At 64.8% G+C, this 14,359-nt stretch carries 13 protein-coding genes and 1 pseudogene; 8 read left to right on the top strand and 6 right to left on the bottom strand.

Translation table 11 applies throughout. The features are described 5' to 3' along the window. Positions 1-80 precede the first annotated feature (80 nt). Complete coding sequence (gene ptrR / locus ABZO33_RS08345; protein ID WP_081941333.1) at positions 81-956, bottom strand: putrescine utilization regulator PtrR; 876 nt, start codon at positions 954-956, stop codon at positions 81-83. Positions 957-1,061: 105 nt separating this feature from the next. Here ptrR and ABZO33_RS08340 point away from each other — a divergent pair, with 105 nt between their 5' ends. Next, positions 1,062-2,447 carry an aldehyde dehydrogenase family protein gene (locus tag ABZO33_RS08340; RefSeq protein WP_414535648.1) on the top strand — a complete coding sequence of 462 codons (1,386 nt, stop codon included), beginning with the start codon at positions 1,062-1,064 and terminating at the stop codon, positions 2,445-2,447. A gap of 69 nt (positions 2,448-2,516) precedes the next feature. Here the strand turns inward: ABZO33_RS08340 and ABZO33_RS08335 are convergent, their stop codons facing one another. Beyond that, positions 2,517-3,413 (bottom strand): helix-turn-helix domain-containing protein, encoded by an 897-nt coding sequence (locus tag ABZO33_RS08335; protein WP_414535647.1) that lies wholly within the window; start codon positions 3,411-3,413, stop codon positions 2,517-2,519. A 164-nt stretch (positions 3,414-3,577) separates the two neighbouring features. Here ABZO33_RS08335 and ABZO33_RS08330 point away from each other — a divergent pair, with 164 nt between their 5' ends. From ABZO33_RS08330 to ABZO33_RS08320, 3 genes are all read left to right on the top strand, one after another. Continuing rightward, positions 3,578-4,936 carry a glutamine synthetase family protein gene (locus ABZO33_RS08330; protein ID WP_414535646.1) on the top strand — a complete coding sequence of 453 codons (1,359 nt, stop codon included), beginning with the start codon at positions 3,578-3,580 and terminating at the stop codon, positions 4,934-4,936. A 142-nt stretch (positions 4,937-5,078) separates the two neighbouring features. After that, entirely contained in the window at positions 5,079-6,167 is a 1,089-nt protein-coding gene (locus ABZO33_RS08325; protein WP_414535645.1) for a polyamine ABC transporter substrate-binding protein, read from the top strand. 13 nt (positions 6,168-6,180) lie between these two features. Next, positions 6,181-7,476, top strand: coding sequence for an NAD(P)/FAD-dependent oxidoreductase (locus ABZO33_RS08320; protein WP_414535644.1), 1,296 nt, complete (start codon positions 6,181-6,183; stop codon positions 7,474-7,476). 10 nt (positions 7,477-7,486) lie between these two features. Here the strand turns inward: ABZO33_RS08320 and ABZO33_RS08315 are convergent, their stop codons facing one another. Together ABZO33_RS08315 and ABZO33_RS08310 are read right to left on the bottom strand one after the other, a co-directional pair. Continuing rightward, complete coding sequence (locus ABZO33_RS08315; RefSeq protein ID WP_414535643.1) at positions 7,487-7,792, bottom strand: helix-turn-helix domain-containing protein; 306 nt, start codon at positions 7,790-7,792, stop codon at positions 7,487-7,489. Then, positions 7,773-8,156, bottom strand: coding sequence for a type II toxin-antitoxin system RelE/ParE family toxin (locus ABZO33_RS08310; RefSeq protein ID WP_414535642.1), 384 nt, complete (start codon positions 8,154-8,156; stop codon positions 7,773-7,775). Before ABZO33_RS08310 ends, ABZO33_RS08315 begins: the two co-directional genes overlap by 20 nt. Before the next feature lie 178 nt (positions 8,157-8,334). Here ABZO33_RS08310 and ABZO33_RS08305 point away from each other — a divergent pair, with 178 nt between their 5' ends. The 3 genes from ABZO33_RS08305 (at position 8,335) to ABZO33_RS08295 (ending at position 10,344) form a co-directional block, all read left to right on the top strand. Further along, positions 8,335-9,012, top strand: a complete 678-nt coding sequence (locus tag ABZO33_RS08305; protein ID WP_046857799.1) for a DUF3313 domain-containing protein — start codon at positions 8,335-8,337, stop codon at positions 9,010-9,012. 263 nt (positions 9,013-9,275) lie between these two features. After that, entirely contained in the window at positions 9,276-9,869 is a 594-nt protein-coding gene (locus tag ABZO33_RS08300; protein WP_414535641.1) for a DUF1842 domain-containing protein, read from the top strand. A 19-nt stretch (positions 9,870-9,888) separates the two neighbouring features. Then, complete coding sequence (locus ABZO33_RS08295) at positions 9,889-10,344, top strand: DUF1842 domain-containing protein (protein ID WP_414535640.1); 456 nt, start codon at positions 9,889-9,891, stop codon at positions 10,342-10,344. 71 nt (positions 10,345-10,415) lie between these two features. Here ABZO33_RS08295 and ABZO33_RS08290 read toward each other — a convergent pair. Further along, a pseudogene (locus ABZO33_RS08290) lies at positions 10,416-11,724 on the bottom strand (serine/threonine transporter). A gap of 116 nt (positions 11,725-11,840) precedes the next feature. Further along, positions 11,841-13,217, bottom strand: coding sequence for an L-serine ammonia-lyase (locus ABZO33_RS08285; RefSeq protein ID WP_414535639.1), 1,377 nt, complete (start codon positions 13,215-13,217; stop codon positions 11,841-11,843). 146 nt (positions 13,218-13,363) lie between these two features. Here ABZO33_RS08285 and ABZO33_RS08280 point away from each other — a divergent pair, with 146 nt between their 5' ends. Beyond that, positions 13,364-14,311 carry a LysR substrate-binding domain-containing protein gene (locus tag ABZO33_RS08280; protein ID WP_414535638.1) on the top strand — a complete coding sequence of 316 codons (948 nt, stop codon included), beginning with the start codon at positions 13,364-13,366 and terminating at the stop codon, positions 14,309-14,311. Positions 14,312-14,359 lie beyond the last annotated feature (48 nt).

Genomic DNA, 14,359 nt, shown 5'->3' with positions numbered 1-14,359 from the left:
GATGGTCTACACAGTTTGGAGGGTTTTCCGGGGCTCGGGTTCGCCTGTTGACGCACCGTTAGTCCGCGTGGCACTGCCCTTCACGCCGAGGGCAGTTCACGACGCTCTTCCAGCAACTTGATGAACATGCTCAAGCTGCGCGACACCGTCCCCCGCCGCCACACCAGCCAGGTCTTCAGGTAGCGGAAGTCCTCGGCCATCGGCCAGGCGCTGACCGTGCTGCACCCCGGCATGTTGTCGAGCATGCTGCGCGGCATCATCGCCAGGCCCGCGCCTGCGCTGACGCAGGCGAGCATGCCGTGGTACGACTCCATCTCGTGGATCTTGCCCGGCACCGCCTGGTCATGGACGAACCAGCTTTCGAAATGGTGGCGGTACGAGCAGTTGGCGCGAAAGGCGTAGATGCTCGAGCCGTTGACGTCGCGCGCACGGGTCACGGGCGGATGGTTGAGCGGCGCGATGACCATCATCTCCTCCTCGAACACCGGCATGCCTTCCAGCGTCGGGTGCAGCACCGGTCCATCGACGAACGCTGCCACCAGGCGCCCGGACAACACCCCTTCGAGCATGGTCCCCGACGGGCCGGTGGACAGGTCCAGGTCGACCTTGGGGTAGCGCTGGTTGTAGGCCGCCAGCAAGGCCGGGATGCGCACCGCAGCGGTGCTTTCCAGCGAACCCAGGGCGAAGGTGCCCTGCGGGTCCTCCCCCGCCACGGTCAGCCGCGCTTCGTGCACCAGGTCGAGGATGCGCCGGGTGTACTCGAGGAAGTTCCAGCCGGCCGGCGACAGGCGCAGGCGGCTCTTCTCGCGGATGAACAGTTCGACGCCAAGGTCCTCCTCCAGCTGCTTGATGCGGGTGGTCAGGTTCGACGGCACCCGATGAATCTGCTGGGCGGCGGCGCTGATGCTGCCGTGCTCGGCCACGGCCTTGAACATCTCGAGTTGCACCAGGTCCACGGTCATTCTCCAAACGTGAATGTTTCACTCATTATTATTCAGTTTTCATTAAAGCGCGCCACCACTAGTCTGCGCTCACCCCATCAGAACAATGAGAGTCCTGCCATGAGCGAGATCAGCAGCCTGACCCACGCCATCTCCGTCGACCCCTACAGCGGCGAACAGATCGGCCATTACGCCTTCGACACCGACGCCGCACTGGACGCGGCGCTGCAACGCGCCAAGGCAGGCTACGGCCAGTGGCGCACCGTGTCGCTGGGTCAGCGCAGCGAATACCTGGTCGCGCTCGGGCAGGCCCTGCAGGCCAACGCCGAGGCCTTCGCGCAGATGATCGCCCGCGAGATCGGCAAGCCGATCAGCCAGGCCCGTGGCGAAGTGAACAAGTGCGTAGGCCTGTGCCAGTGGTACGCCGAACACGGCCCGGCCATGCTGGCGCCGGAGCCGACCCAGATCGAAAAGGCCCGTATCGAATACCGTCCGCTTGGCCCGATCCTCGCCGTGATGCCGTGGAACTTCCCGGTCTGGCAGGTGCTGCGCGGTGCGGTGCCGGCGCTGCTGGCGGGCAACACCTACGTGCTCAAGCACGCGCCCAACGTGATGGGCAGCGCCTACCTGCTGGCCGACCTCTTCAAACGCGCCGGCCTGCCTGAGGGCGTGTTCGAAGTGCTCAATGTCACCCCCGAAGGCGTCACCCGCGCCATCAACGACCCGCGCATCGCTGCCATTACCCTGACCGGCAGCGTGCGCGCCGGCATGGCCATCGGCGCGCAAGCCGGCGCGGCATTGAAGAAGTGCGTGCTGGAGCTGGGCGGTTCCGATCCGTTCATCGTGCTGGCCGATGCCGACCTCGATGCCGCCGTGAAGGCCGCTGTGATCGGCCGCTACCAGAACACCGGCCAGGTCTGCGCCGCCGCCAAGCGCCTGATCGTCGAAGAAAGCATTGTCGAGGCGTTCACCCACAAGTTCGTCGAGGCCACCCGTGCGCTGACCATCGGCAATCCGCTGGACGACGCCACCTATATCGGCCCGATGGCCCGCTACGACCTGCGCGACGAACTCGACGGCCAGGTCCAGGCGACCCTCGCCGAAGGCGCCACCCTGCTGCTGGGGGGCAAAAAGGTCGAAGGCGCGGCCAACTTCTACGAGCCGACTGTGTTCGCCAACGTCACCCCGGACATGACCGCGTTCAAGCAGGAGCTGTTCGGGCCGGTGGCGGCGATCATCAGCGCCCGTGACGCCGACCATGCCGTGGCGCTGGCCAACGACAGCGAATTCGGCCTGGCCGCGACCATCTACACCGCCGACTATGCCTTGGCCGAGCGCATGACCGCCGCGCTGGACACAGGCGGCGTGTTCATCAACGGCTACTGCGCATCCGACCCCCGTGTGGCGTTCGGTGGCGTGAAGAAAAGTGGCTTTGGCCGCGAGCTGTCGCACTTCGGCGTGCGCGAGTTCACCAATGCCCAGACGGTGTGGCTGGATCGCAACTGATCTGCCAGCTTTCCCCCGCTGCCGAGCGGGGGCAAGGAACGTCGAAACCGCGGGCGCGCGGCCGGGCGATCAGCCCCTGCCGCGCCGAAGCGTCTCACTGGGCAGTTCGCGAAACAGCTGCCGATAGCTTTCGGAAAACCGCCCCAGGTGCCAGAACGACCAACGCATCGCCACCTCGGCAACGGTCGCGTCCCCCACCAGCAGGTCACGCCGCGCGCCGTTCAGGCGCCGCAGGCGCAACCACTGCGCCGGTGGCAGCTTGGTGAAACCCTTGAAGGCTTGCTGCAACTGACGCACGGAAACCCCGGCGACCTTGGCCAGTTGCAACAGGTTGAGGGTTTCGTCGGGGCAGTCGGCAGCCCATTCGCTGACCCGGCGCATGATCGCCCGTTCCTCGTCGCGCCGCCCCAGCGCGTCCCCCTGCAGATGCTGCCCGGCGTTGTCGAGGATGAACAGGCAATCCTCCAGCAACTGCTCGCCCAGCGCCCCGCCCTCCAGCGGGCAATCGGCCTGGCCCAGCTGGGTGAGCGTGGCGCTCAGCCAGTTGCCGAACAAGGCGTTCTGCTGGCAGGTCAACGGCACCATGAACAAGCCGCGCAAGCGTTCCAGGTCGAGGCCGTGGCTGGCCAAAAACGGCTGCTCGAACACCACCGCCACCTCCTGGTAGTTCTCCGGGGTGATCCAGATATTGCGGCTGTCTTCATTGAGCAGATAGAGGCTGTTCTCGCTGCGGTCGAAGCAGAACGCCAGGGCGCCGCTGGGCGCGCGAAAGAACTGCTCGACCCGGGTATTCAGGCGCTCCTCGTACACCTCCACGCCATCGAGGCCCAGCCAGCGCAACTGGCCGTTGAAATGCCCGGGGGACATCTGCCGGTATTGCTGCTGCCAGCCGGGAGTGGCACGGGTCTGTTCGGTTACATCGGTAGTGCGGTAGTGCTGGACCTGCAAGGCGGTTGGCGTTGTCACGCGCTGTCCTAGTTGCACTCTTTTGGTGCATTCGTTGCCGAAGAAAGTGGATAGATCGCCCTGGGGGGCAGCGACCAAGATAGTCCTCAGCGTCACCCGTGGGAAGTGCCCCTCGGCACAGAACGCCTTGCGTCCCACCACAACTACCCAACCAAGAGGTTTGTATGAACGCCCCCTTCGATCAGCTGTCCACCTGGCTGAAAGAACACCGGATCACCGAAGTCGAATGCGTGATCAGCGACCTGACCGGCATCGCCCGCGGCAAGATCGCCCCGACCGCCAAGTTCCTCCACGAGCGCGGCATGCGCCTGCCCGAAAGCGTGCTGCTGCAGACCGTCACCGGCGACTATGTCGACGACGACATCTACTACAGCCTGCTCGACGCCGCCGACATCGACATGGTCTGCCGCCCCGATCCCACGGCGGTGTACCAGATCCCCTGGGCCATCGAACCGACCGCGATCGTCATCCACGACACCTTCGACAAGCAGGGCAACCCCATCGAGCTGTCGCCGCGAAACGTACTGAAGAAGGTGCTCAAGCTGTATGCCGACAAGGGCTGGCAGCCAATCGTCGCGCCGGAGATGGAGTTCTACCTGACCCAGCGCTGCGAAGACCCGGACCTGCCGCTGCAGGTGCCGCTGGGTCGCTCGGGCCGTGCCGAAAGTGGCCGCCAGTCGTTTTCCATCGATGCCGCCAACGAATTCGACCCGCTGTTCGAGGACGTCTACGACTGGTGCGAGCTGCAGGGCCTGGACCTCGACACGCTGATCCATGAAGACGGCCCGGCGCAGATGGAGATCAACTTCCGCCACGGCGACGCCCTGGACCTCGCCGACCAGATCACCGTGTTCAAGCGCACGATGCGCGAGGCGGCGCTCAAGCACAATGTCACCGCCACCTTCATGGCCAAGCCGATCACCGACGAGCCGGGCAGCGCCATGCACCTGCACCAGAGCGTGGTCGACATCGCCACTGGCAAGCCGATCTTCGCCAATGACGACGGCAGCATGAGCGAGCTGTTCCTGCACCATATCGGCGGCCTGCAGAAGTACATCCCCAAGCTGCTGCCGATGTTCGCGCCGAACGTCAACTCGTTCCGCCGCTTCCTGCCCGACACCTCGGCGCCGGTGAACGTCGAATGGGGTGAGGAAAACCGTACGGCCGGCCTGCGCGTGCCAACCTCCAGCCCCGAAGCGATGCGCGTGGAGAACCGCCTGCCGGGCGCCGACGCCAACCCCTACCTGGCCATCGCCGCGAGCCTGTTGTGCGGCTATATCGGCATGGTCGAGCAACTCGAACCCAGCGCCCCGGTACAAGGCCGCGCCTATGAACGGCGCAACCTGCGCCTGCCGATCACCATCGAGGACGCGTTGCAGCACATGGAAGACTGCGAAAAGGTGCAGCAATACCTGGGGCAGCAATTCGTCCAGGGCTATGTCGCGGTCAAGCGCGCCGAGCATGAGAACTTCAAGCGCGTGATCAGCTCGTGGGAGCGGGAGTTCCTGCTGCTCAGCGTCTGATCAATCACACATCTTGTGGGAGCGGGCTTGCCCCGCGAGGAGGCCTTCAACCCAATCGCGGGCCAAGCCCGCTCCCACGATGCCCAAACACCGAACCATCGTTAAGACCACGACCAAGAACAAGACCAACGAGGTGTCGACCATGCGTCATAGCAAAGCCCTGATCCCCGCAACCTTCGCCCTGCTGTTCGGCGTCGCCGTCCAGGCCCAGCCGACGGTGAGCGTGTACAACTGGACCGACTACATCGGTGACACCACCCTGGCCGACTTCCAGGCCAGCAGCGGGATCAAGGTGGTTTATGACGTGTTCGACTCCAACGAAACCCTGGAGGGCAAGCTGCTGGCCGGGCGCACCGGCTACGACGTGGTCGTGCCCTCCAACCATTTCCTCGCGCGCCAGGCCCAGGCCGGCGCGTTCCTGCCGCTGGACCGCAGCAAGCTGCCGAACTGGCAGCACCTGGACCCGAAACTGCTCAAGCAGCTGGAGCAGAACGACCCGGGCAACCAGTACGCCGTACCATATCTCTGGGGCACCAACGGCATCGGCTATAACGTCGACAAGGTCAAGGCGGTGCTGGGCATCGACAGGATCGACTCCTGGGCCGTGCTGTTCGAAGCCGAGAACCTGAAGAAGCTCAAGCAGTGCGGCGTGGCGTTCATGGACTCGCCCGACGAGCTCTACCCCGCCATGCTCAACTACCTGGGCATGAACCCGCGCAGCGAGAAAGCCGATGACTACAAGAAGGCCGAGGCCCGCCTGCTGGAACTGCGCCCGTACATCACCTACTTCCATTCATCCAAGTACGTTTCGGACCTGGCCAATGGCGATGTCTGCATCGCCTTCGGCTACTCCGGCGACGTACTCCAGGCCGCGCACCGCGCCGAAGAAGCCGGCAACGGCGTCAAGGTCGCCTACAGCATTCCCAAGGAGGGCAGCAACCTGTGGTTCGACCTGCTGGCCATCCCCAAGGACGCCAAGAACCCCGAGCAGGCCCTGGCCTTCATCAACTACCTGCTCGACCCCAAGGTGATCGCCAAGGTCAGTGCCACGGTCGGCTACGCCAACGCCAACCCCGACGCCAAGGCCGACATGGACCCGGCGCTGGTCGACAACCCCGAGATCTACCCACCTCAGGAAGTGCTGGACAAACTGTATGTCTCGACCATGCAGAGCCCGCCGATCCTGCGGCAGATGACCCGCTCCTGGAGCAAGATCAAGTCCAACCGCTGAGCCGAGCCCACCCATGCCACAGATGAACGAACACACTGCCTCCTACTACGCCGCCTCGGCGCGCCAGGCGGCCACCTACCCCGCGCTCGATCAGGACCTGCTGGCCGATGTCTGCGTGGTCGGCGGTGGTCTGACCGGGGTCAATGCGGCCCTGGAACTCGCCGAGCGCGGCCTCTCGGTGATCCTGCTGGAGGCCCGCCGCATCGGCTGGGGCGCCAGCGGACGCAACGGCGGCCAGCTGATCCGCGGCATCGGCCATGATGTCTCCGGCTTTGCCCGGCACGTCGGCCAGGACGGCGTGCGCTACCTCAAGCAGGCCGGCATCGATTCGGTCGCCCTGGTGGCCCGGCGCATCGAGCAGTACGGCATCGAATGCGACCTGCGCTGGGGCTTCTGCGAGCTGGCCAACACCCCCGCCCAGTTCGCCGCCTTCGAAGACGAGCAACGCGACCTGGCCGAACTGGGCTATCGCCACGAGACCCGCCTGGTCGGCCCTGAACGCATGCACGAGATCGTCGCCAGCGACCTGTACGCCGGCGGCCTGGTGGACATGGGCTCGGGCCATCTGCACCCGCTCGACCTGGTCCAGGGCGAAGCCCGCGCCGCCCATGGTCTGGGCGTGAAAATCTTCGAACAAAGCCCGGTTCTGCGTATCGAGCACGGCAGCACGGTGACCCTGCACACTGCCCGCGGCAAGGTGCGCGCCCAGAGCCTGGTACTGGGCTGCAACGCCCACCTTGATGAACTGGAGCCACGCTTGAGTGGCAAGGTGCTGCCGGCCGGCAGCTACGTGGTGGCGACCGAGCCCTTGCCCGAGGCCCTGGCGCGCACGCTGATCCCGCAGAACATGGCGCTGTGCGATCAGAAGGTGGGGCTGGACTACTACCGCCTGACCGCCGACAACCGCCTGCTGTTCGGTGGCGCCTGCCACTATTCCGGGCGCAATCCGAAGGATATCGGCGCCTACATGCGGCCCAAGGTGCTCAAGGTGTTCCCGCAACTGGCCGAGGTGCGCCTGGACTACCAGTGGGGCGGCATGATCGGCATCACCGCCAACCGCTTCCCCCAGGTCGGTCGGCTCAGCCAGCACCCCAACGTGTTCTACGCCCAGGGCTATTCCGGGCATGGTTTGAACGTCACCCACTGGACCGCGAAACTGCTCGCCGAAGCCATCGCCACCGAGCAAAGCCATGGCTTCGATGTGTTCCGCGCGGTGCCGCACCTGACCTTCCCCGGCGGCAAGGCGCTGCGCTCGCCGCTGCTGGCGCTGGGGATGCTGTGGTATCGCTTGCGCGAGACACTGGGCTGACGGCCCTGTTTCAGAGGATGGCCTGCAGCCCCTTGTCGGCAATGATGTTCAGCAGCTTCAAGGCAGGCCCGGCCGGGCGTGTTTCGCCCTGCTCCCATTTGCGCACGGTCGATGCGCTGGTGTGCAGGTGGAGGGCGAACACCGGTTGGCTGAAGTTCAGGGTTTCACGCAGGTGGCGGATGTCCTGGGCAGTGAACGCTCGCACTGGAGCCGGGCAAATCGCCTCGAAGTCCCTGAGCGTGACCTTGCCGACAGCGCCCGCCTGCTCCAGGGCCGCCAGGTCGGCGCGCAATGATTCAATGAGTTTGCTGGTCACAGTGTACCTCCATCAATACTCCACAGCCCAATGCCTTGGCCAGGGCGCAGGGTGACAATTCCAGAAAAACCTTGCCTGTAAACTGCAGGGCCTTTTGCTCGGCCGGCGTGACATTGGCCTGGTCGCTTTTGGCAAATCCATGCAGGAACACATATCGATCGCCAATACGAGCCGACAGGAGCGTGCGATAACCACCCCGCTTGCCACTGCAAAGGCCCGCAATGCGCTTCTTGAACAGCAAACCGCCAAGGCTCGCATCAACCAGCCCGCTCTGCATTTCCAGAACAGCCCGGCAAAGCAGGAGGTCCGGCACGCACTCCCTGGCTTGCCAGCGGGCAAACTCCCTACGCTTATAGACATCCATGATCGACACCCTAACCATACCCGTAAAGGGCATACTTTTCCACTATCAGTGACGAATGGATAGTCAGCCCAATCAGGTTGATCGGTGGGAAACGGCAACCATCGACAGCCGAACGCTGGCCTTCGGCCAACCACCTGCTAGCGTTGTTCTGGCCCCTTCCCTCATGGACCTCGTCATCATGAAGCACCTGCCTCGCACCACCCTGCTGTGCGCTGCTCTGCTGGCCCTGGTTGCCTGCTCCAGCAACCGTGTCGACCCCAAGGACTATTCCGGGTTTCTCAAGGACTACAGCCGCCTGAAGCCGGCCGAGAGCGTCTCCGGCGCGCCGGTGATGCGCTGGATCGACCCGGACGTGAAGGCCAGCCAGTACACCAAGGTGTTCATCGAGCCGAGCCAGTTCTACCCCAAGCCGCAGCCGACCAACGTGATCTCGGCGCAGACCCTGCAAGAGATCACCCGCTACTTCAACGAAGCGATGCGCCGCGAACTCGGCAGTGTGCTCACCCTGGTCAAGGAACCTGGCCCGAACACCATCGTGGTGCGCCCGGCGATCACCGCCGTCTCTACCAGCACCGAAGGCCTCAAGCCCTATGAAGTGATCCCCATCGCCCTGGTCGCCGCGGCGGTCAACACCGCCGCCGGTGGCCGCGACCAGGCCGTGGACATCGCCGTGGAGGCGGCCTTCCTCGATGGCGCCAGCCAGAACGTGCTGGCCCAGGTGGTGCGCAAAGGCAGTGGCAAGGACCTGGAGAACGACACCACGCAGCTGACCCTGAACGACGTCAAGCCAGTGCTCGATGGCTGGGCCAGCGACATGCGCCGCAGCTTCGTGGCCCTGCAGCAGAAAGCCAAGTAAGTGACCAGCTGGTCAGTGCGCGACCGCTCGTCGGACATGCTGTAAAAATGCCATCACTGCCTGGCCGGCCTGCTTAACTCAAGCGGGCTGCCAGGCAGGCGGCACCGCGTATCAGGGATGGCTGCACAAGCCGGCTGCCAACAGCCGCTCGCACCGGGCAAGCCTGTTCTCCCCGCCCGGTCTCCCACCTCCTCCGCCGCTTCGCCCGCCTGCGCCAGTCGTGGTTATCGGTATGTCATTCATCGAATGCAATGGAGGCAATCATGTCTGAATCGCTGCTCGCACCGTCGGAAGGTCTTTTCCCGGTGTCCTACCTCATTGGTACCAACGCGCCAGGCGCCCCGCGCCTGCAGCTCGACCTGCTGGTCTACACGCCAGACCGCAGCGTCAACGGCCACGCGCTGATCACCCAGACCACCAACCCACCGCTGGAGCTGGCGCTGGATGTCTGGGGCACCTACAGCTACCTCACCGTGCAGCCGCCAAGCGAAGGCAAGATCCTGCTGACGGTACGGGGCAACCATGGCGGCCCACACGCCAACTCGCCGGAACAGTTCGAGTTGCGCGCACTGCTCGACCAGGACTGGCAGAAAGGCACGGCCAGCTACCGCTACAACAACGGTCAGCGCTGGATCGAAGTGGACAACGTACCCGTCGTGCTGGAGCTCAAGCGCATCCAGACACTGGCGAACGTCGACCTGACGACCGAACTGCACAACGCCACCCTGGAGGCAGTGATCGCCACCGGTGATGTCGCGCGAATCAAGCAACTGGCCAGCGGTGCCGTGGGCAAAGCCCTGGACCAGGCCCTCGCCTCGACCAAGAGCCCGGCCGCCAAAGCCGCCAAGAAAGCCTGAGCAGACAAGGAGAATCAGCATGTCCTTCGGACTTTTTCATACCCGCCTGAACGTCAGCAACGGGCTGCTCGGCGCCCCGATCCTGACCCTCGACCTGCTGGTGAATACCGTGCAGAAGAAGGTCACCGGCAGGGCTTCCATCATCCAGACCACGCATCCGGTCCAGGTGTTCCAGGCCAAGGTGTGGGGCGGCTACAGCGAGCTGCCGTTCGCGCCCGCGGGTAGCCCGTCGATCGTCCTGCAGCTGGATGGCAGCCCAAGCGGCCCGCTCAGCCAGATTGCCCAGACCTTCCACCTGCAGGGCCTGCTCGACCAGGGCTGGAATGCCGGCACTGCCAGCTACCGCTACTTCATCAACGGCCATTGGGTCGATCAGCATGGCCGCGTGCGCAAGGCGCCGGACATCACCCACCAGGATCAACCGCAACCAGCGGAGCGTCTGAAGGCCGCGCTCAGGCACCTGGAAAGCGTCTGACCTGAACGGCCCGCGGGGCAAGCCCTCCCCCACGCTTTCACGTGGGAGCGGGCTTGCCCCGCGATCATCGGTCAGGCCATGAAGCTGTAGGCGATCGCCGACAGCGTGATCAAGCCGATCAGCACCACGAACACATTCGACAGCTTGCCCGAATACTGCCGCAGCGCCGGCACCTTGTGCACGGCATACATCGGCATCAGGAACAGCAGGCAGGCGATCACCGGCCCACCGAGGCTCTCGATCAGCCCGAGGATGCTCGGGTTGAGGGTCGCCACCGCCCAGCAGGTCACCAGCATGAACAACGCGGTGGCGCGCTCCAGGCGCTTGGCCGGCCACGTCTTGCCGCGCCCGCGCAGGCTCTTGACGATCATGCCCTGGAAGCCTTCGCTGGCACCGATGTAGTGGCCGAGGAACGACTTGGTGATTGCCACCAGCGCGATCAGTGGCGCGACGAAGGCGATCACCGGGGTCTGGAAGTGGTTGGCCAGGTACGACAGGATCGAGATGTTCTGCGCCTTGGCCGCAGCCAGGTCCGCCGGGCTCAGGGCCAGCACGCAGCTGAAGCAGAAGAACATTACCGTCAGCACCATCATCACATGGGCCGTGGCCAGGGTGCGGCCACTCTTGCGGTCGGCGTCATGACCATAGCGGTGCTTCTGGTCGACGGCGAACGCCGAGATGATCGGCGAATGGTTGAACGAGAACACCATTACCGGAATCGCCAGCCACAAGGTCAGCAACAGTTTCGAGGCGCTGATGCCCCTCGTTGGCCTGGGCGAAGAAGGCGCCGTTCCAGTTGGGGATCAGGCTCAGTGCCAGCAGCAGCAACGAGGCGACAAAGGGGTATACCAGCACGCTCATGGCTTTGACGATGATCTGCTGGCCGCAGCGCACCACGATCATCAACCCGCAGATCAGCAGCAGCGCCAGCAGTGCCCGCGGCGGCGCGCCGATGTGCAACTGGTGCTCGAAGAAGCTGGTCAGGGTGTTGGTCAGCGCCACGCTGTAGACCAGCAGGATCGGGAAGATGGCGAAGAAGTACAGCAAGGTGATGAGCTTGCCGGCGCCCACGCCGAAGTGCTCTTCAACCACCTCGGTGATGTCCTCGTTGCCGCCTTTGCGCCCGGACAGCACGAAGCGCGTCAGGGCACGGTGGGCGAAGAAGGTCATGGGGAACGCCAGCAGTGCCAGGATCAGCAGCGGCCAGAAGCCCCCGACCCCGGCGTTGATCGGCAGGAACAGGGTGCCGGCGCCGATCGCCGTGCCATACAGGCCCAGGGCCCAGGTAGTGTCGTGGCGGTTCCAGGTGGTCGAGCCACTGGCCGAAGCCTGGGCAGCCGAATCCGCACGAACGCTCGTGGTGCTTTGTACATCAGTCATGGGTATCGCCTTGTAGTTGTTTTTGTCGCAGGTGCAGCGGGTGTTGCAGGTTCAATCAGGTTTTTTGCGGCACGTCGTGGGAGCACCCCCGCTCCCACGCAGTCAGCGCTTGTTTTTCAGCACTCGACAAACGCGACGGCCAGGCCGCCGCGGGAGGTTTCCTTGTAGTTGGCGTGCATGTCCGCGCCGGTATCGCGCATGGTGCGGATCACCCGGTCGAGGGAGATGAAGTGCTCGCCATCGCCACGCAAGGCCATCTGCACGGCGTTGATGGCCTTCACCGCGGCGATCGCGTTGCGTTCGATGCAGGGGATCTGCACCAGCCCGCCAACCGGGTCGCAGGTGAGCCCGAGGTTGTGCTCCAGAGCTATCTCAGCGGCGTTTTCCAGCTGCGGCGCAGTGGCGCCGAGCACTTCGGCCAGCCCTGCGGCGGCCATCGAGCAGGCCGAACCCACCTCGCCCTGGCAGCCGACCTCGGCGCCGGAAATCGAGGCGTTCTTCTTGCACAGGATGCCCACCGCAGCGGCGGCCAGGAGGAACGCCACCACATCGTCGTCACAGGCGCCGGGGTTGAACTTCATGTAGTAGTGCAGCACCGCCGGGATGATCCCGGCCGCGCCGTTGGTGGGCGCGGTGACCATGCGCCCGCCGGCTGCGTTCTCTTCGTTGACCGCCAGGGCGAACAGGTTGACCCACTCCATGGCGCTGAGGGTCGAACCGATTACGTTGGGCTTGCCGACCTCCTGCAGGCTGCGGTGCAGGCGCGCCGCCCGGCGCTTGACCTTCAACCCGCCCGGGAGGATGCCTTCGTTGCGCAGGCCATTGTCGACGCACTCGCCCATCGCCGCCCAAATCTTCAGCAGGCCTTCGCGCACCTCGCTTTCCGGGCGCCAGGCGCACTCGTTGGCCAACATCAGCTGGCTAACGCTGAGGTTGTGGGCCTTGCACAGGGCCAGCAGTTCGGCACCACTGGAAAATTCGTAAGGTAGCTCGACCAGGCCTTCATCGCTCGAAGGCGCGTCGATCTCGCTTTGCTCGACGATGAAACCGCCACCCACGGAGTAGTAGGTCTGGCTGAACTGGCTGCCCTGCCCGTCGAAGCTCTCCAGGCTCATCGCGTTGGGGTGATAGGCCAGGTTCTCGTCGAGCAGAAGCATGTCACGGCTGTACTGGAACTCGATCGGCTGGCTGCCGTCGAGCATCAGGCACTGCTCCTGCATCAACTGGTCGATGCGTGGCTCGATGCTGTGCGGGTCGATCCGGTCCGGCCACTGGCCCATCAATCCCAACAGGCAGGCACGGTCCGTGGCGTGACCGACACCGGTGGCCGACAGCGAGCCATACAGGCGCACCTCGACCCGTTGCACCTGGGCCAGCAGGCCGCGTTCACACAGAGCCTGGGCGAAGGTCGCCGCGGCGCGCATGGGGCCGACGGTGTGGGAGCTGGACGGGCCGATGCCAATCTTGAAAAGGTCGAAAACACTGATAGCCATGCTAATGCCTGACCGTGACGGCGATCTGCGACACGCCACGGCTCTCCGGAAAATTTGAGCGGTATTGCCAAGTTGCGCGATACTGCCGCGCTCAGGCCAGCTTGACCAACGAAACTTCCTACACAAGCCTTTAGCAGGACTAAACGATGATAGGCCCACTCAATGGCCAGGTGTTCGTCTGGCTGCATGTGTTCTCCTGTGCGGCGCGACACCTGTCGTTCACCCGCTGCGCCGAAGAGCTGCACATCACCCCCGGGGCGGTCAGCCAGCAGATGCGCCAGCTCGAGGAGCGCCTGGGCTTTCGCCTGTTCCTGCGTCGCGCCCGCGGCGTCGAGTTGTCCGCCGAGGGCCAGCGCCTGGCGCAGACCGTGGCCGAAGCCTACGGCAGCATCGAGGCCGAGCTGTTGCGCCTGGATGCCGGGGAGATCCGCGGCACCCTGCGCCTGCGTTCGATCCCCTCGTTCCTGGCCAAGTGGCTGACCCCGCGCCTGCCGCGCTTCCAGCAACGCTATCCGGACATCGAGCTGCGCCTGGTGGCCGAGGACAGCAACCAGGCGCTGCATCCAGAGGACTTCGACCTGGCCATCGACCTCAACGACGGCAGCTATCCAGGGATGCTTTCCACCCCGCTGCTCGACGAGCAGATCTTCCCGGTGTGCTCGCCTGCCCTGCTGCGCGGGCGCCCGCCCCTGCACGGGCCGGTCGGCCTGGCCCATTACCCGCTGCTGCACGACATCACCGCCTGGCGCGGCAGTTCGGAGTACGCCGAATGGGAGTTCTACCTCGACGGTATCGGTGCCGGCGGGCTGGATGTGCGCCGCGGGCACACCTTCAACCGCAACCACCTGACCATCGAGGCCGCCATCGCCGGCGTCGGCGTGGCCATCGCCCGGCGTACCCTGCTCAACGACGAGCTGGAACGCGGCGCGCTGATCGTGCCGTTCGGGGTGCCGATCGCCAACCACAAGCGCTATGTGCTGCTGTATCCGCCGGGCGGGTTGAGCCAGCCTGGAGCGCGGGCGGTGCATGACTGGCTGGTGGAAGAAGCGCAAGGCTTCCGCGCCCTGCATCCCTTGGCACTGCCTGGGGAGTGAACCAGCACAAACGCTAACGATTTGCATTGAGGTTTTCTCCTTCTGATT

It is taken from the genome of Pseudomonas sp. CAM1A (assembly GCF_047501685.1).
Lineage (GTDB): Bacteria > Pseudomonadota > Gammaproteobacteria > Pseudomonadales > Pseudomonadaceae > Aquipseudomonas.
The sequence above is the reverse complement of the archived record's forward strand: the minus strand, read 5'-3'. Positions and strand labels throughout refer to the sequence as shown.